15 protein-coding genes are annotated in these 17,037 nt (G+C 71.2%); 1 reads left to right on the top strand and 14 read right to left on the bottom strand.

Going from position 1 to position 17,037, the window contains the following annotated elements; translation table 11 throughout:
* Positions 1-136: 136 nt before the first annotated feature.
* The 12 genes from EEW87_RS11845 to EEW87_RS11790 all read right to left on the bottom strand — a co-directional run bounded on the left by EEW87_RS11845 (position 137) and on the right by EEW87_RS11790 (position 14,228).
* Positions 137-598, bottom strand: coding sequence for a DUF3566 domain-containing protein (locus EEW87_RS11845; protein WP_224766930.1), 462 nt, complete (start codon positions 596-598; stop codon positions 137-139).
* The gene (gyrA, locus tag EEW87_RS11840) at positions 595-3,192 is read right to left on the bottom strand and encodes a DNA gyrase subunit A (protein WP_123093231.1); all 2,598 of its coding nucleotides are present in this window, start codon (positions 3,190-3,192) and stop codon (positions 595-597) included. Before gyrA ends, EEW87_RS11845 begins: the two co-directional genes overlap by 4 nt.
* 50 nt (positions 3,193-3,242) lie before the next feature.
* Entirely contained in the window at positions 3,243-5,456 is a 2,214-nt protein-coding gene (gene gyrB / locus EEW87_RS11835; RefSeq protein ID WP_225985092.1) for a DNA topoisomerase (ATP-hydrolyzing) subunit B, read from the bottom strand.
* 115 nt (positions 5,457-5,571) lie between these two features.
* Entirely contained in the window at positions 5,572-6,471 is a 900-nt protein-coding gene (locus EEW87_RS11830; RefSeq protein WP_123093232.1) for a serine hydrolase, read from the bottom strand.
* A 7-nt stretch (positions 6,472-6,478) separates the two neighbouring features.
* Positions 6,479-7,426, bottom strand: coding sequence for a hypothetical protein (locus EEW87_RS11825; protein ID WP_123093233.1), 948 nt, complete (start codon positions 7,424-7,426; stop codon positions 6,479-6,481).
* A gap of 124 nt (positions 7,427-7,550) precedes the next feature.
* Positions 7,551-8,999 carry an aldehyde dehydrogenase gene (locus tag EEW87_RS11820; protein ID WP_123093234.1) on the bottom strand — a complete coding sequence of 483 codons (1,449 nt, stop codon included), beginning with the start codon at positions 8,997-8,999 and terminating at the stop codon, positions 7,551-7,553.
* A complete protein-coding gene (locus EEW87_RS11815) occupies positions 8,996-9,220 on the bottom strand; it encodes a tautomerase family protein (protein WP_123093235.1) in 225 nt (74 codons plus the stop codon). The genes EEW87_RS11820 and EEW87_RS11815 overlap by 4 nt, the downstream gene beginning before the upstream one ends.
* Positions 9,220-10,023, bottom strand: coding sequence for a 2-keto-4-pentenoate hydratase (locus EEW87_RS11810; protein ID WP_068270942.1), 804 nt, complete (start codon positions 10,021-10,023; stop codon positions 9,220-9,222). Before EEW87_RS11810 ends, EEW87_RS11815 begins: the two co-directional genes overlap by 1 nt.
* Positions 10,023-11,111: a 4-hydroxy-2-oxovalerate aldolase gene (gene dmpG / locus EEW87_RS11805; protein ID WP_205473719.1), complete on the bottom strand. Its 1,089-nt coding sequence runs from the start codon at positions 11,109-11,111 to the stop codon at positions 10,023-10,025. Before dmpG ends, EEW87_RS11810 begins: the two co-directional genes overlap by 1 nt.
* Positions 11,108-12,103, bottom strand: a complete 996-nt coding sequence (locus tag EEW87_RS11800) for an acetaldehyde dehydrogenase (acetylating) (RefSeq protein ID WP_123093236.1) — start codon at positions 12,101-12,103, stop codon at positions 11,108-11,110. Before EEW87_RS11800 ends, dmpG begins: the two co-directional genes overlap by 4 nt.
* 14 nt (positions 12,104-12,117) lie before the next feature.
* Entirely contained in the window at positions 12,118-12,912 is a 795-nt protein-coding gene (locus tag EEW87_RS11795; protein WP_123093237.1) for a 2-keto-4-pentenoate hydratase, read from the bottom strand.
* Positions 12,913-13,415: 503 nt separating this feature from the next.
* A complete protein-coding gene (locus EEW87_RS11790; RefSeq protein WP_163562443.1) occupies positions 13,416-14,228 on the bottom strand; it encodes an IclR family transcriptional regulator in 813 nt (270 codons plus the stop codon).
* Positions 14,229-14,306: 78 nt separating this feature from the next.
* Here EEW87_RS11790 and EEW87_RS11785 point away from each other — a divergent pair, with 78 nt between their 5' ends.
* The gene (locus tag EEW87_RS11785) at positions 14,307-15,059 is read left to right on the top strand and encodes an IclR family transcriptional regulator (RefSeq protein WP_123093810.1); all 753 of its coding nucleotides are present in this window, start codon (positions 14,307-14,309) and stop codon (positions 15,057-15,059) included.
* Here the strand turns inward: EEW87_RS11785 and EEW87_RS11780 are convergent.
* Both EEW87_RS11780 and EEW87_RS11775 read right to left on the bottom strand, forming a co-directional pair.
* Positions 15,056-15,931 carry an alpha/beta fold hydrolase gene (locus EEW87_RS11780; protein WP_163562442.1) on the bottom strand — a complete coding sequence of 292 codons (876 nt, stop codon included), beginning with the start codon at positions 15,929-15,931 and terminating at the stop codon, positions 15,056-15,058. The genes EEW87_RS11785 and EEW87_RS11780 overlap by 4 nt on opposite strands.
* Positions 15,932-15,939: 8 nt before the next feature.
* Positions 15,940-17,034: an NADH:ubiquinone reductase (Na(+)-transporting) subunit F gene (locus tag EEW87_RS11775; protein ID WP_123093633.1), complete on the bottom strand. Its 1,095-nt coding sequence runs from the start codon at positions 17,032-17,034 to the stop codon at positions 15,940-15,942.
* Positions 17,035-17,037 lie beyond the last annotated feature (3 nt).

The following is a 17,037-nucleotide window of genomic DNA, read 5'->3' as shown; positions in this document are numbered from 1 at the left end:
GACCGCATGCGTGGTTTCGAGGCTCAGGCCCTGGGGGCCTTCGCACCTCAACCACCGTGGCTGACGCGACGCCCGAGGTTACCCCACGGCTGGCGTCGCAGCCAAAACGCGGGGGTCCCTGGGGTCGTCGCAGCCCTCAGTCGTCGGTGAGGGTGAGGTGGAGGCCGCCGACGAGGCTGGCGACGATGTTGTAGAGGAAGGCGCCCAGGGTGGCCAGGGCGGTCAGCAGGACGACGTCGACGACCGCGACGACGACCGACAGCGAGACGACCCGGCCGAAGCCGAGGAAGTCCATGATGTCGAAGGTCTGGCCCGAGCCGTCACCGATGATCTGGCTGGCCAGGGAGTTGATCGAGTCGAAGACCCCCATCGCCGACATCAGGCTCCACAGCACGGCGCTCATGACGACCATCGCGATGCCCAGGGCCACGGAGAGGAGGAAGCCGACCTTCATCGCCGACCACGGGTCCACCCGCGAGACCATGAGCTTGACCCGACGACCGCCTCGAGCGGGTCGGGACGCCGCGGGACGGGGGGCGCCCGCCCCCTTCGCGCCCTCGCTGCCGCGAGAGGCCTGCATCACCGTCGTGTCGCTCACTGGTCACCTCCGGGGGCCTGGTCCCCGCTGTCAGTCGTGGCATCCGTGACCGGCTCAGAGCCGTCCTCGGACGCAGGTCCAGGATCCGACGCTACCGCGTCGTCCTCCACCTCTGCTGCGACACCCCGGTCGACGTTGCGCGCGACCGCCACGATCGCGTCGCCCTTGCGGGGGGTGGCGAAGGAGACTCCCATGGTGTTGCGGCCGGTGCGGGAGACCTCGGTGACCGCCGAGCGCACGATGTTGCCGCGCTCCATGACGACCATGACCTCGTCGTCCTCGCTCACCGTGAGCGCCCCGACGAGCTGGCCGCCCTTGCCCGACTTGGCGGCCATGACACCGAGGGTGCCGCGGCCCTTCGCCGTCCACTCCGAGGCCGGCGTGCGCTTGGCGACGCCGTTCTCGAAGACGACGAAGACGTCGGGGTCGGTGCCCTCCTCGATGACCTGCATCGACAGCAGCGAGTCGCCGTCGCGGAACTTCATGCCCGTGACACCGCTCGTGCCGCGCCCCATCGGGCGCAGCTGCTCGTCCGTGGCGTGGAAGCGCACCGACATCGCGTTGCGCGAGACGAGGAGCAGGTCGTCGGCGGCGGAGGCGAGACCCGCGGTGACGAGCTCGTCGCCGTCGCGCAGGTTGATCGCGATGAGACCGCCGGAGCGGGGGGAGTCGTACTCGGTGAGACGCGTCTTCTTCGTCAGGCCGTTGCGCGTGGCCAGGACGAGGTAGGGCGCCGCCTGGTAGTCCTTGATCGCCAGGACGGCCGCGATCTGCTCCTCGGGCTGGAAGGCGAGGAGGTTCGCCACGTGCTGGCCCTTGCCGTCGCGCGACGCCTCGGGCAGCTCGTAGGCCTTCGCCCGGTAGACCCGACCGAAGTTGGTGAAGAAGAGCAGCCAGTGGTGCGAGGTCGTCGTGCCGAAGTGCTCGACGACGTCCTCGCCGCGCAGCGTCGCGCCGCGCACGCCCTTGCCGCCGCGCTTCTGGCTGCGGTACTCGCTGACCTTGACCCGCTTGGCGTAGCCGCCGCGGGTGATCGTCACGACGACGTCCTCCTCGGGGATGAGGTCCTCCATCGCGACGTCGCCGTCGTAGGGCAGGATCCGCGTGCGCCGGTCGTCGCCGTACTTGTCGACGATCGCCTGCAGCTCCTCGGAGACGATGCTGCGCTGCCGCTCGGGCGTGGCGAGGATGTCCTGGTAGTCGAGGATCTGGGCCTCGAGCTCGTCGTGCTCGTCGATGATCTTCTGCCGCTCCAGCGCGGCGAGCCGGCGCAGCTGCATCTCGAGGATGGCGCGGGCCTGCTCCTCGTCGATCTCGAGCAGGTTGATCAGCCCGTCACGGGCCGCCTCGACGGTGCGCGACGCGCGGATGAGGGCGATGACCTCGTCGAGCGCGTCGAGCGCCTTGAGCAGGCCGCGCAGGATGTGGATCGCGGCCTCGGCCTTGGCCAGGCGGTACTTCGTGCGCCGGACGATGACCTCGATCTGGTGCTCCACCCAGTGCCGGATGAAGGCCGAGATCGGCAGCGTGCGCGGCACCCCGTCGACGAGGGCGAGCATGTTCGCGCCGAAGTTCGTCTGCAGCTGGGTGTGCTTGTAGAGGTTGTTGAGCACGACCTTCGCGACCGCGTCACGCTTGAGCACGATGACGAGCCGCTGGCCGGAGCGACCGGAGGTGTGGTCCTGGATGTCGGCGATGCCCTGGACCCGGCCCTCCTTGACGAGGTCGGCGATCTTCAGCGCCAGGGTGTCGGGGTTGACCTGGTAGGGCAGCTCGGAGACGACGAGGCAGGTGCGCCCCTGCAGCTCCTCGACCTCGACGACCGCGCGCATGATGATCGAGCCGCGACCGGTGCGGTACGCCTCGTCGATGCCGCGGGTGCCCATGATGAGCGCGCCGGTGGGGAAGTCCGGACCGGTGATCCGCTTCATCACCGCCTCGAGGGCCTCCTCGCGGCTGGCCTCGGGGTTCTGCAGCATCCACTGGGCGGCGTCGGCGACCTCGCGCAGGTTGTGCGGCGGGATCTGCGTGGCCATGCCGACGGCGATGCCGGCCGAGCCGTTGACGAGCAGGTTGGGGAAGCGCGAGGGCAGGACGTCGGGCTGCAGCGTCTTGCCGTCGTAGTTCGGCACGAAGTCGACGGTGTCCTGGTCGATGTCGCGCACGAGCTCGAGGGCGATCGGCGCCATCTTGCACTCGGTGTACCGGGGCGCGGCCGCGCCGTCGTTGCCGGCCGAGCCGAAGTTGCCCTGGCCGTCGATGAGCGGGTAGCGCAGCGACCACGCCTGCACGAGGCGCACCATGGCGTCGTAGATCGCGCTGTCGCCGTGCGGGTGGTACTGACCCATGACGTCGCCGACGACGCGCGAGCACTTGTTGTAGCCGCGGTCGGGGCGGTAGCCGCCGTCGTACATGGCGTAGACGATGCGGCGGTGCACCGGCTTGAGGCCGTCGCGCACGTCGGGCAGCGCACGGCTGACGATGACGCTCATCGCGTACTCGATGTAGCTGCGCTGCATCTCCGCGTTGAGGTCGATCGGGTCGATCCGGTCGGTGGTGACCTCGGTGCCGGTGCCGTCGGGGGTGTCAGTCATGTCGTCCTCTAGCTCGCAAGTTCGGGCGAAGGGGGGTGCTCGGGCCCCGGTCAGATGTCGAGGAAGCGCACGTCACGTGCGTTCTTCTGGATGAAGGAGCGGCGGGACTCGACGTCCTCGCCCATGAGCACGGAGAACATCTCGTCGGCCGCGGCGGCGTCGTCGAGGGTCACCTGGAGCAGCACCCGCGAGTCGGGGTCCATCGTGGTCTCCCACAGCTCCTGGTAGTTCATCTCGCCCAGACCCTTGTAGCGCTGGACGCCGTTCTCCTTCGGCAGGCGCCAGCCCTGGCTCTGGCCGTGGGCGATCATCGCGTCGCGCTCACGGTCGGAGAAGGAGAACTCGTGCTCGTGGTTGCTCCACTTGAGCCGGTACAGCGGCGGCTGGGCGAGGTAGACGTACCCGGCCTCGATGAGCGGCTTCATGAAGCGGAAGAGCAGCGTGAGCAGCAGCGTGCGGATGTGCATGCCGTCGACGTCGGCGTCGGCCATGAGGACGATCTTGTGGTATCTCGCCTTGGCGATGTCGAAGTCCTCGCCGATGCCGGTGCCGAAGGCGGAGATGAGCGCCTGGACCTCGGTGTTGGCCATGACCCGGTCGATGCGGGCCTTCTCGACGTTGAGGATCTTGCCGCGGATGGGCAGGATCGCCTGGTTCTCGGGGTTGCGACCCGCCTTCGCCGAGCCGCCGGCCGAGTCGCCCTCGACGATGAAGACCTCGGAGATCGTCGGGTCCTTGCTCTGGCAGTCCGAGAGCTTGCCGGGCAGGCCGCCGGACTCGAGCAGGCCCTTGCGGCGGGTGGCGTCGCGCGCCTTGCGCGCCGCGATCCGGGCGGTCGCCGCCTGGACCGACTTGCGCACGATGTCCTTGCCCTTGGTCGGGTTGGCCTCGAGCCAGTGGCCGAACTCGTCGGTCATCGCGCGCTGGACGAAGCCCTTGACCTCGGAGTTGCCGAGCTTGGTCTTCGTCTGGCCCTCGAACTGCGGCTCGCCGAGCTTGACCGAGATGACGGCCGTGAGCCCCTCGCGGATGTCGTCGCCGGTGAGGTTGTCGTCCTTGTCCTTGAGCAGGCCCTGCTTGCGCGCGAAGTCGTTGATCATCTTCGTCAGCGCCGCACGGAAGCCCTCCTCGTGGGTGCCGCCCTCGTGGGTGTTGATGTTGTTCGCGTAGGTGTGGACCGACTCGCTGTAGGCGGTCGTCCACTGCATCGCGATCTCGAGGGAGAGCGAGCGCTCGGTGTCCTCGGTCTCGATGTCGATGATCGTGTCGATGACCGGCTCGGCCTTCTTGCTGCCGACGAGGTGGGTCACGTAGTCGACGAGACCGTTCTCGTAGCGGTAGGTGACGGTGCGCGCCGTCTTCGTCGTCGCCTGGCCGCCGTCACCGGCGTCGTCGTCGTGCTCGACCTCGGTGATGTCGGCGTCGACGGCGTCGAGGTCCTCGTCGGCGTCCTGGTCCCGCTCGACGCGCTCGTCGATGAGGGTGACCGTCAGGCCCTTGTTGAGGAAGGCGGTCTGCTGGAAGCGCGCCCGGATCGTCTCGTAGTCGTACTCGACGGAGTCGAAGATCGCGGCGTCGGCCCAGAAGGTGATCGTCGTGCCGGTCTCCTGCGTCTCCTCCATCCGCTCGAGCGGAGCGGTGGCGACGCCGTAGTCGAAGGACATCCGGTGGGCGTAGCCCTTCTGGCGCACGCAGACGTCGAGGCGCGTCGACAGCGCGTTGACGACCGAGGAGCCGACGCCGTGCAGACCGCCGGAGACCTTGTACCCGCCGCCGCCGAACTTGCCGCCGGCGTGCAGCTGGGTGAGCACGAGCTCGACCGCGCTCACGCCTTCGCCCGCGTGCATGTCGGTGGGGATGCCGCGGCCGTCGTCCTTGACCCGGACGGCGCCGTCGGCCATGAGCGTGACGGTGATCGAGGTGGCGTAGCCGGCCAGGGCCTCGTCGACGGAGTTGTCGACGATCTCCCACACGAGGTGGTGCAGGCCGCGCTCGCCGGTGCTGCCGATGTACATGCCTGGACGCTTGCGGACGGCCTCGAGACCCTCGAGCACCGTGATCGCGCTCGCGTCGTACGCGGCGGGGTCGTCGCCGGCGGCGACGAGGGCGGCCTCGGCCGCCGCCTCGTGCTCGGCGCGGGCCTGCTCTGCCTCCGCGGGGGTGAAGATCTCGTCGGTGCCTGGGGTGTCGTCCTGCTCGGCCACAGGTCTCCTCGTCGTCATGCCGACGGCGCGCCGTGAGCGCGCCGTCCGACGTGTGTCCATGATGTGCCCTCAGTCTACCGCCCGAGCGCGACAACGCACGCACGTGCGCGCCCGTGGCGGCCGATCTGAGCGCCAGAACTCCCCGTCGAGGACTCCCGGTATGGCTCCTACCCCCTCAGCGGCTGTGAGAGGCCTTCTCGCAGCGCCCGCCCGGGAGGTCCCCCGCGTGCTCCTCGAGGACCTCCGCCAGCTCGTCCCCCAGCGCGCTGCCGCGCTCGTAGCTGCTCGTCCGGATCGTCATGGTCACGGCGACGTGCTCCCCCTTCGCACCCCTCATCACCCCGAGCTGACGGGCGACGTAGCCGTCGTCGGTCGGCCCCCACCCGCCCTTGACGAGGGAGCCGTCGAGCCGGCCGACGCCCCACGCCTGCCAGTCGAGGACCCGACCCATGGGGTCGGTGACGGTCTCCGCGTCGCGCAGGCAGACCGCGCCGGCGACGAAGCGCGCCTGGTCCGAGGCGCGCCACCGCGTCTGCCCGAAGGGGGAGAAGCCCGCCACGGTCGAGCGGCGCTGGACCGTCGTACGACGGTCGCCGCCGTCGGCGAGGACGTCCTCGACCGCCCGCTGCGCCCGGCTCGGCGAGCCCAGCCCCTGCCACAGCCGCAGCGCGGCGTCGTTGTCCGAGGCGGTGAGGGCGAGCTCGACGTCCGCCTCGACCGAGCCGTCGTCCGGGGCCGCGCGGGTCGCGGCGAGCGCGAGCGGCACCTTGATCGTCGACCAGGCGGGCAGGGCCTCGTCGCGACCCATGACAGCGGGGGCGCCCGAGCCCCCGACCGGGGCGACGGCCAGGCTCACCTGCTCGTCGGGGTGGCGGGAGATGACTGCCCGCAGGTCACGCCGGGTGGCCGCGTCGAGCGTCGCCCGCTCGGGGGCGGGCGACGCGGACCGCGTCGCGGTCGGGCTCGGTGAGGCGGAGGTCGTCGTCGGCCCGGGGTCGACGGGGCTCGCCGTGCACCCCGCGAGGGCGAGCGCGGCGACGACCGGGACGAGCGCCCGGCGGGCGCCGCGGCTCACCAGCGGCCTAGTAGAGGACGACCGAGGCGTCGTTGCCCCCGGTGCACGTCGTCACCGTCGCGCCGGAGCAGCGCATCGTGTACGTCTGGTCGGTCACCGGGCTCTTGACGAGCAGGGTGGCCGAGCCGTCGCTGCCGGGCGTGTCGGCGAGGTAGGCGTCGCGGACCGCCTCGGCGAAGGGGCACGACGTCACCTCGGTCGCGGTGCCGGCCCGAAGGCCCTGCTTCGCGGTGCCGCACGCGGTCGCGCCCTCGGGCAGCACGCCCGCGCGGGTCGGCGAGGAGGAGCTGCTCGAGCTGCTGCTCGAGCTGCTGCTGGAGCTGGACGACGAGGGCTGGCCGCCGTCCGCGGACGAGGAGGTCGGCGCGGGCGAGCTCGCGGTGCTGCTCGGCTCGTCGTCACCGAGCAGACGCAGCCCGGCGACGGCCAGGAGCGCACCGGCGACGAGGGCGCCGACGAGGAGCAGGACGAGACCCGCGGTGCGGCCGCCGCCCGAGCGCTGCGGCGCCCGGGGCAGCGGCGCGGGGGCCGCGCTCTGCGGGTGGTGCTGGGGGCCGGGCTGGGGCGGCGGCGCCTGGTACGCGGCTGCGCCAGCACCGCCGACGGCGGCACCCGTGCCGGCCGCGGGGGAGACCCCGGTGCTCGGGTCGTCGGGGTGGCGCTCGTAGCCGGGGCGGTAGGCCGCCCACTGCTGCGGGGTCTGCTCAGGGGTCTGCGGGGTGGCCGCCGACCGGCCGGCGGGGGTCTCGGACCCCCCTTCGTCCTCGGTCCACCAGTGCGTCGGGACCGCGTCGGAGGTCGCCTGCGGGGGGCGGGCCATGACCTGCGTCGGGGTGTCCTCGCCGTCCTCGACGCGCGGCAGCTCGGTCGTCGCGTCCGCGCCGTCCTGGGCGCGCTCGGGGTCGCCGAAGAGGACGTCGTCCAGGGGTGTGGGCTCCTCGCCGTCGCGGCTCATCGTCGCCCTCCTCTCGTCTCGGGCAGTCGTCCAGCCTGCCAAGGATCGCCGGAGTTGTCACAACGCAGACGTCCCGGGCACGCGTGACGTGTGCCCGGGACGACCCCTGAGGAGGGTGCTGCGGTCAGGCGCTCGTGCGGTCGATCTGCATGACGACGGCCTTGGGCTCGGTGAAGAACTCACGGCTGAAGTCCCCGCCCTCGCGGCCGACGCCGGAGTCGCCGACACCGCCGAAGGGGGTGCGCAGGTCGCGGATGAAGAAGCAGTTGACCCACACGGTGCCCGCCTTGAGCCGGGAGGAGACCCGGTGGGCCCGCGAGAGGCCCTCGGTGAAGAGCATCGCGTTGAGCCCGTAGCGCGTGTCGTTGGCGAGGTGGACGACCTCGTCCTCGGTCGAGAAGCGGTTGACGACGCACACCGGCCCGAAGATCTCCTCGCAGTACGCGGGGGCGTCGAGGGGCAGGTCCTCGATGATCGTCGGTCGCACGAGCCAGCGGCCCTCGCCGTCGACGCCGCCGGTGCGGATCGTGCCGCCCGTGGCCTCGACCCCTTCGACGTAGCCGACGACCTTGTCGTAGTGGCGCTTGGAAGCCAGGACGGAGAACTTCGTCTCGGGGTCGAAGGGGTCGCCGATCGGCAGCGCCTCGGCCGCGGCCTGGAAGCGCTCCATGAACTCGTCGTAGATGCCGTCCTGGACGAAGAGGCGCGAGCCGGCCAGGCAGATCTGCCCGGAGTTGCGGAAGATCGCCTCGACCGCCCAGTGGACCGCGTTGTCGAGATCGGCGTCGTCGAAGACGACGTTCGCGCCCTTGCCGCCGAGCTCGAGGGAGACCGGGGCGAGGTGGGTCGAGGCCGAGGCCATGACCGCCTTGCCGGTCGTCGAGGAGCCGGTGAAGGTCACGCGGTCGACGCGGTCGTCACCGGTGAGGGCGGCGCCGGCGGGCGCCCCGTGGCCGTTGAGCACGTTGAGGACACCGGGCGGGAAGCCGGCCTCGACCGCGAGCCGACCGAGGAGGGTCACCGAGGCGGGGGTGTCCTCGCTCGGCTTGATGATGCACGTGTTGCCCCACGCGATGGCGGGCGCGATCTTCCACGTCGCCATCATCAGCGGGAAGTTCCACGGCGAGATCGCCGCGACGACCCCGACGGGGCCGAACTCGCTGTACGTGTGGTGGCCGCTGTCCATGGGGAAGACCGAGCCGACGTGGTCGCGCTGGTGGTCGGCGAAGAAGCGGAAGTTGTCGGCGGAGCGGGCGACGTCGTGCTTGGCCTGGGCGAGGGGCTTGCCCATGTTCGTGCTGTCGAGGGTCGCCAGCTCGTCGGTGCGCTCCTCCATGAGGTCGGCGAGGCGGTGGATGAGCCTTGCGCGCTCGACGCGGCCCATGCGGGGCCACGGGCCCTCGTCGAAGGCCGTGCGGGCGCTCGCGATCGCGCGGTCGGCGTCGGCCTCGCCGCCCTCGGCGGCCTGGGCCCAGACCTCCTGCGTCCACGGGTTGTAGACGTCGAAACGGCCGCCGTCGAGCGACTCGACCTCGACGCCGTCGATGATGTGACCGAAAAAGGTGTCGCTCATGACGAGCTCCTCTCTGCGGAGGCGTCCTGCGACGCCAGCCGCTCGGCGATCGTCACGTCGCCCGCCGCGAAGTGCTCGCGGGGGATCTCGGTGACGAGCACGCGGATGTTGGACTTGGGGGCGACCTCGGCCTCGACGATCGCGTCGGTGACCTTCGAGATCATCGAGCGGATCGCCTGCGGCGAGCGGCCCTGGGTGAGGGTGATCTGGACGACGGGCATCAGGCGTCCCCCTTCGTCCCACCGCTGATGAAGACCGAGCCGAGGTTGCTGAAGTGGCAGGCCACGCTCGACCCGGGCGGCGCGAAGACCGCGTCGGTCATGCCGCCGGTGAGCACGACCCAGCCGGCCTCGATGGCGTGGCCGCGGGTCGCGAGGTCGTTCGCGGCGAGCGCGAGCGCCTCGCCGGGGTGACCCTGGACCGCGGCGCCGGTCGCCGAGTCGACGACCTCGCCGTCGACCTCGACGAGGACGGCCTCGAGGGAGAGGTCGACCTCGCTCGGGGCGAGCCCGAGCCCACCGGTGACGAAGGCGCCCGAGCTCGCGTTGTCGGCGATGACGTCGCCGGCGGCGAACTTGAAGTCCTTGTACCGGCTGTCGATGACCTCGGCGCCGCCGTGCACGGCGGCGACGGCCGCCATGGCCTGCGCGCCCGTGACACCGGGGCCCTCGAGCCGCTCGCCCATGACGAAGACGAGCTCGGGCTCGATGCGGGGGTGGATGAGCGCGTCCTGGGGCACGGGGTCGCCGGCGGGCAGGATCATCGCGTCGGTGAGCCAGGCGACGAAGGGGGTGTCGACCCCCATCCGCTGCTGCTTGGCGCGCGAGGTGAGGCCGAGCTTGACCCCGATGAGCTTCTCGCCGCGCTCGAGGCGCTTGGCGAGGGTGAGGTCCTGGATCTCGTAGCCGGTCGCGACGTCGAGCTCGGGCCACTCGTCGGTGAACTTCACCCGGTCACGACGCTCGTCCTCGCAGGCGAGCAGCTCGGCGGCGACGGACTCGACGTCCCACTGCTGGGCGGCCATCAGGAGGTCGCCCCGAGCGCCTGGAGGTCGCCCATGTCGATCTCGTGCTGCTTCTGCAGCTCCAGCGCCACGTCGATGATCATGTCCTCCTGGCCGCCGACGTAGCCGTACTCGCCGACCTTCGACAAGATCGCGTGGGCCGGCACGCCGTAGCGCTCCGAGGCCCGCTCCGCGTGGATGAGGAAGGAGCTGTAGACGCCCGCGTAGCCCTGGGTGATCGAGGAGCGGTCCATCCACGGCAGCCGGCGGATGTAGGGCCGCACGACGTCCTGGGCCGCGCCGAGGATGCCGTCCATGTCGACGCCGGTGGAGATGCCGAGGCGCTCGAAGGCGACGGCGAGGACCTCGGTGGGGGAGTTGCCCGCCCCGGCGCCGAGCGCGCACAGCGAGCCGTCGATCTGACGGGCTCCGGCGCGGTAGGCGAGCACGGAGTTCGCGACGCCGAAGGACATGTTCTGGTGGCCGTGGTAGCCGACCTGGGCCTGCGAGCCGATCTCGGAGACGAGGGCGCTCACGCGCTCGGAGACGTCCTCGAGGATGAGGGCGCCGGCGCTGTCGACGACGTAGACGCACTGGCAGCCGGCGTCGACCATGATGCGCGCCTGCTTGGCGAGCTCCTCGGGCGTGACCATGTGGCTGAGCATGAGGAAGCCGACGGTCTCCATGCCGAGGTCGCGGGCTGCGCCGAAGTGCTGGATCGAGACGTCGGCCTCGGTGCAGTGCGTGGCGATGCGAGCGATGTCGGCGCCGTTGTCGCGGGCCTGGTGCAGGTCGTGGACACGGCCGAGACCGGGCAGGAGGAGGACGGCGATCTTGGCCCGCTCGGCCTCGGCCCGGGCGGCCTTGATGAGGGACATCTCGTCGACGGCGGAGAAGCCGTAGTTGAAGCTCGAGCCGCCGAGCCCGTCGCCGTGGGTCACCTCGATGACCTGGACGCCGGCCTGGTCGAGGGCACGGACCGTCGTGCGGACCTGCTCCTCCGTGAACTGGTGCGACATCGCGTGCGAGCCGTCGCGCAGCGTCGTGTCGGTGAGGCGCACGTCGACGCCGCCGGAGAACTCCGGGATGGGGTGGGTCATCTCGCTCATGCCGAGACCTCCTGCTGCTTCGTGTCGGGCGAAGGGGTGGTGGCCGGGTCCTCGGAGACCCAGCCGGTCTCGACGCCGAGGCGGTGGGCGACCATCATGTCGCCGACCCGGGCCGCGGCCGAGGTGATGATGTCGAGGTTGCCGGCGTAGTCGGGCAGGTAGTCGCCGCGACCCTTGACCTCGACGGGGACGGTGACCCGCGCCATGCCGTTCCACAGGTCACGGGCGTGGTCGAACTGCGGCTCGGCACGCAGGTGGTAGCCGGGGACGTACTCCTGGACGCGCTCGACCATGGCGGCGATGGACTCGCGGACCCGGTCGTTGAGCTCGCCGGCCTCGGCGGCCTCCTCGGGGATGGCGCAGAAGACGGTGTTGCGCATCATCAACGGGGGCTCGACCGGGTTGAGGATGATGATCGCCTTGCCCTTCGACGCGCCGCCGACGACCTCGAGGGCCTCTGAGGTGGTCTCGGTGAACTCGTCGATGTTGGCGCGGGTGCCGGGGCCGGCGGACTTGCTCGAGATCGAGGCGACGATCTCGGCGTAGGGGACCGGGACGACGGAGGAGACGGCCGCGACGATCGGCGTCGTCGCCTGACCACCGCAGGTGATCATGTTGACGTTCGTCGCGTCGAGGTTGAAGTCGAGGTTGACCGGCGGGCAGAGGTAGGGGCCGACGGCGGCCGGGGTGAGGTCGACGGCGAGGATGCCGGCTTCGGCGTAACGCGGGGCGTTGGCCTGGTGCGCCTTGGCCGAGGTGCACTCGAAGACGACGTCGGGCAGCTCGTCCTGCGCGAGGAGCCAGTCGACCCCTTCGTGGCTGGCCTCGAGACCCAGGGTCTTCGCGCGGCGCAGGCCGTCGCTCGCCGGGTCGACGCCGATCATGTAGCGCGGCTCGATGATCTCGGAGCGGCGCATGAGCTTGAACATCAGGTCGGTGCCGATGTTGCCGGGGCCGACGATCGCGGCGGTCCCCTTCGTGCGTGCAGTCATGTCTGTCTCGTCTCTCAGCTGTGGGCGAAGCGGGCCGTGACGCTGCCGAGCCCGGCGAAGGTGGCGGTGAAGGTGTCGCCCGGGGCGACCGGGCTCATGGCGGTGACGGAGCCGGGGAGGATGACCTCGCCCGCCTCGAGGGTCGTCCCGAGCGCGCCGAGGGTGTTGGCGAGCCAGACGAGCGAGGTGATCGGCGAGCCGAGGACGGCGCCGCCGGCCCCGGTCCCGATGACCTGGGCGTTGCGGTGGAAGACGCAGCCGACGAGGCGCAGGTCGACCTCGTGCAGGGGGGTCGGCGTCGAGCCGAGGACGTAGCCGCCCGAGCTCGCATTGTCGGCGATGGTGTCGGCGAGGGTGATCTTCCAGTCCGCGACGCGGCTGTCGACGACCTCGAGGGCCGGGAGCACGTAGTCGACCGCGGCGATCGCCTGGGTCACGGTGACGCCCGGGCCGGCCAGCGGAGACTTGAGGACGAAGGCGATCTCCGGCTCGACCCGCGGCTGCAGGAAGCGGTCGGCGGGGATCGGCTCGTGCTCGGCGTAGACGAAGTCGGCGAAGAGGTGGCCGAAGTCGGGCTCGGTGACCCCGAGCTGCTTCTGCATCGCGGCGGAGGTCAGCCCGACCTTGTGCCCGACGACCGTGCGCCCGTCCTCGGTCCAGCGGCGCACCTGCTCGAGCTGGATGCCGTAGGCGTCCTCGACCGTGAGCTCGGGGTAGTCCGCGGTGAGCGGCGGGATCGGGGTGTGGGTCTCGTAGGCCCGCAGCAGGCGCTGCGCTGCCTCCTGCTGGACCTGGCTCGGCTCGCCCATGGGTCTCCTTCGACGGTGCGGACTTCGATCAAAACTAGGGATGTCGGGGGCGCGGTGGTCGGCTCGTTCCCTTCGGTGGAACGTGCGCCGGGTGCGTCCCGCAGCGACCCCACGAGGCTCCCGCACCCACCCCGACCAGGGCTACGAAAACGTCCCGATCAGCGGGACACCCCCGTCTGCGGCTGGTCGAGGCCCCTGCTGGTCGAGGTGCGAGACCCGCCAGGCCCGACCCAGCCGTTTGCTGGTCGAGGTGCGACGAAAGAGCCTCGAAACCACCCCCCCCCCCCCTGCTCGAGCAGCTGGCGCGTGCGCGGGTTGCAACCCGCGCACGCGCCAACATCTCGGAGGGGTGGGGTCCACCTTCGCCCGGGTCGAGGTAAACCCGCGACCCCCAGCGCACCCAGATACCTCGACCCGCGAAGAACCGTCGCCCGAGGAGCAGGCCACGACAGGGCAGACCCCCGCCACCTCGCGAGGTGACGGGGGTCCGGGGGGTGGCGGGGTCAGTGGGTCTGGCGGCCGATCCGGCGGGCGGCGGCTCGCAGCAGGGGGACGATGCGGTCCTCGCGGGCGACGACGGACTCGCTCGGCCCGAAGACCGAGATCGAGGCGACGGCGAGCTCGCCGCGCAGGACGGGCACGGCGATCGAGCCCACCCCGTCGAAGGACTCGTCGACGGCCATGGCGTACCCCTTCGAGCGCACCCCGGCGAGCTCGTGCGCCCAGTCCTGCTCGGTGCGCACGGTGCCGCGCACGCGCGGCGGGAAGCCCGCCTCGCGGCGGGCCCGGTCGACGGTGAGGCTGAAGGCGGCGATCGCCTTGCCGGAGCTCGTCACGTGGGCGGGGAAGCGTCGTCCGGCGTGACCGAGGATGTGCTCGCCGGCACCGAGCGCGATGCGCTCGAGGAAGACGACATCGGCGCCGTCGGGGACCCCGAAGTTCACGGTGAGCCCGGTCTGGGTGGCCACCTGGCGAAGGGTGGGCAGCGCCCGGTGGCGCAGCTCGTGGCGCCCGATGGTCAGCTCGCCGAGCTCGTAGAGGTGCAGCCCGAGACGGTAGAGGCCGGTCTCGGGGTCCTGCTCGATGAAGCCGCGCCCGGCGAGCGTCGTGAGGACGCGGTGCACGGTGCTCTTGGCGATGCCGAGCCGGCGGGCGATGTCGGAGACGCCGAGCTCGCCGTCGGCGGCGAAGCACTCGAGCACGTCGAGAGCCGTCGACACCGAGCGCAGACCACCGCCGTCGGACGGCTTGCGGCGCAACGGGGTCGACGCGCACCAGGCGGTCTCGACGGGCTGGACGACGGGCTGTGCTGACATGGTGCTCTCCTCGGCAACGACGGTGTCGTGAGGTCTGTTGTGTCGACGATCCCGCTGCGTCTGCGGCATGATCAAGGAATGCGTCCCGATGAGCGGAACACCGCTGACGACGGCGTCATCGCCCGTGCCAGCGCGATCCTCGACGCCGTGGCGAAGGGGGCGTCGGGGGTCCGGGCGGTCGCCCGGGCGACCGATCTCCCGGTGAGCTCTGTGCACCGGCTCGTCGCCCAGCTCGTCGAGGTCCAGGTGCTCGAGCGCCTCGACGACCGCATCCGCCTGGGGCCCAAGCTCTTCGAGCTCGGCACCCAGGTGCCGGCGCACCGCGACCTGCGCGACGCCGCCGACCCCGTCATGGAGGACCTGCGGGCGGCGACCCACCACCGCGTGCACCTCGCGATGCTCGACGGCGTCGACGTCGTCTACCTCAAGATCCTCGGCCCGAACCTCGGCCTGGACTCCCGGCTCGGCGGCCGTCTGCCCGCCCACGCGACGGGGGTGGGCAAGGTGATGCTCGCGTACTCCCCGATGGCGACCGTGCGGGCCCGCGTCGAGGCCGGGCTGCCGCGCTTCACCCCCCGCACGATCACGACGCCGGGCCAGCTCACCCAGGAGCTGCGCAAGATCCGCAGCGTCGGCATGGCGCTCGACCTCGAGGAGTCGACGGTCGGCGTCTCGTGCGTGGCAGCGCCGGTCTTCGGCTCCGACCGCAAGATCCGCGCGGGCCTGTCGGTGACCGGGCCGACCCGCTCGATCGACCCGGCTCATCTGGGCATCGCCGTGCGCACCGCGGCCTTCACCCTCAGCCGGACCCTGCGCGACTCGGGGCTCTAGCCCGGCTGCTGGTCGAGGAAGTCCAGGACCAGCTCGTTGAAGGCGGCGGCGTGCTCGATCTGCGTCCAGTGCCCGCACCGGCCGAAGACGTGCAGCCGCGCGTCGTCGATCCACTCGAGCATCGTCAGCGAGGTCGACAGCGGGATGACCTTGTCGTCACGCCCGTGGACGAGCAGCACCGGGGCCTCGATCCCACGGATCGAGCCCTCCGGGTGGGCCATCGCGTCGACCCACCGCTGGCGGGGGGCGGGGAACATCGAGGAGAAGGCCTCCATCGTCTCGCTGCGCGTCGAGGCGGCGTACCGGCTCGCGACGAGCTCGTCGGTGATGAGCGAGCTGTCGTACGCGAAGGTCTCCCGCATGAGGCGGCCCATCGTCTCGACGTCGGGCTCGTAGCCCCACACCGCGTCGAGCCCCTCGGTGATGGCGAAGGGGACCCCGACGCTGCCCATGAGGATGACGGAGCGCACCCGCTCCGGGTGGTGGATCGCGAGCGCGAGCGCCATCGACCCGCCGAAGGAGTTGCCGACGACGTCGACCCGGTCGACCTCGAGGGCGTCGAGGAGGTCGACGACCTGGCGCAGCCACACCTCGCGGCTGTACTCCTGCCCCTCCGGCACGTCGGTGAAGCCGAAGCCGGCGAGATCGGGCGCGATGACGCGGTGCCGCGCGCCGAGCGCGGGGATCTGCAGGCGCCAGTTCGCGAAGGCGCTCACCCCCGGTCCGGACCCGTGAAGGAGGAGGACGGTCCCCCCTTCGCCCCCCGACGGGGGACCGCTGTCGTGGTAGTTCGTGCGTAGCTGCCCGGTCTGGACGGACCGACCGATCTCGGGGTTCGTCGGGGCGGCAGTCGGGGTCGTCGTGCTCGTCACTGCTCGGATCACCTCTTGATCAGGGGGGACTTGAGACCGCCGTCGACCTTGTCGGCCTCGTTGAAGAAGTCCTCGCGGTAGATGTCGCGGGGGAAGAGCCGCTTGGACATGAGGACCTTGAGCGCCGACTCGACCATGAGCGGCGGGCCGCACAGGTAGCCGGCGCAGCCGGAGAGCTTGTCGTGATCGGCGGCGATGACGTCGGTCACCAGCCCGTATCCGTAGCGGTCGGGGTCGTCCCCCGAGGCGGCGACCTCCTCCGGGGTCTCGTCGGACAGGCACGGGCGGAAGGTGAAGCCCTCGTGCTCCTCCTCGAGCGCCCGGAAGACGTCGACGTCGTAGAGCCAGGCGCGCGAGCGCCCGCCGGCGTAGAGGGTCAGCTCGCCCTCGTACTCGCCGTTCTCCAGGGCGTGGCGCACCATCGACTTCATCGGGGCCAGGCCCGTGCCGCCGCCGACCATGATCCCGTGACGGTCGTCGCCGGTCTTGAGCACGAAGCGCCCGTACGGCCCGGAGAGGCGGATCTGATGGCCCACGGCAAGGTCCTTGAAGACCCAGCCGTCGGACCCGCGCCCGCCCTCGACCTTGCGGATGTGGAACTCGAGGGTCCTCGTCTGCGTGGGCGGGTTGGCCATCGAGTACGTACGGTCGACCTCGGGGCCGTCCGCGCACGCGGGGACGAGCAGCTTCATGTACTGCCCGGCGTTGAAGCCCATCTCGCGGTCGAGCTCGACGACGAGCCGTCGGGTGTCGGTCGCGATGTCCTCGAGCACGGTGACCGTGCCCGTGTAGTCGTCGACGGGGAAGACCTCGAGGTCCTCGTCGACGTCGAGGTCGGCCTCGATCGTCACGTCGGAGCGAGGCTTGGCGCAGCAGGTGAGCAGCTTCTCCTCGCGCTCGAAGTCCATGAGCGCGAAGGAGCTGGCCTGGCCGTGGTCCACCTCACCGTCGAGCCACTCGCTCTTGCACGTGGCACAGGTGCCGTGCGTACAGGAGTGAGGCAGCCACACGCCGTTGCGCAGGCAGGCCTCGAGGATGGTCTGGTCCTCGTCGCACTCGATCTCGCGACCGAGCGGCTCGACGGTGATGGTGTACCGCGTCATGAC

It is taken from the genome of Janibacter melonis (assembly GCF_003721155.3).
Classification (GTDB): Bacteria; Actinomycetota; Actinomycetes; order Actinomycetales; family Dermatophilaceae; genus Marihabitans; species Marihabitans melonis.
Note: the sequence above shows the minus strand (reverse complement) of the source record. Positions and strands in the feature narration are given on the sequence as shown.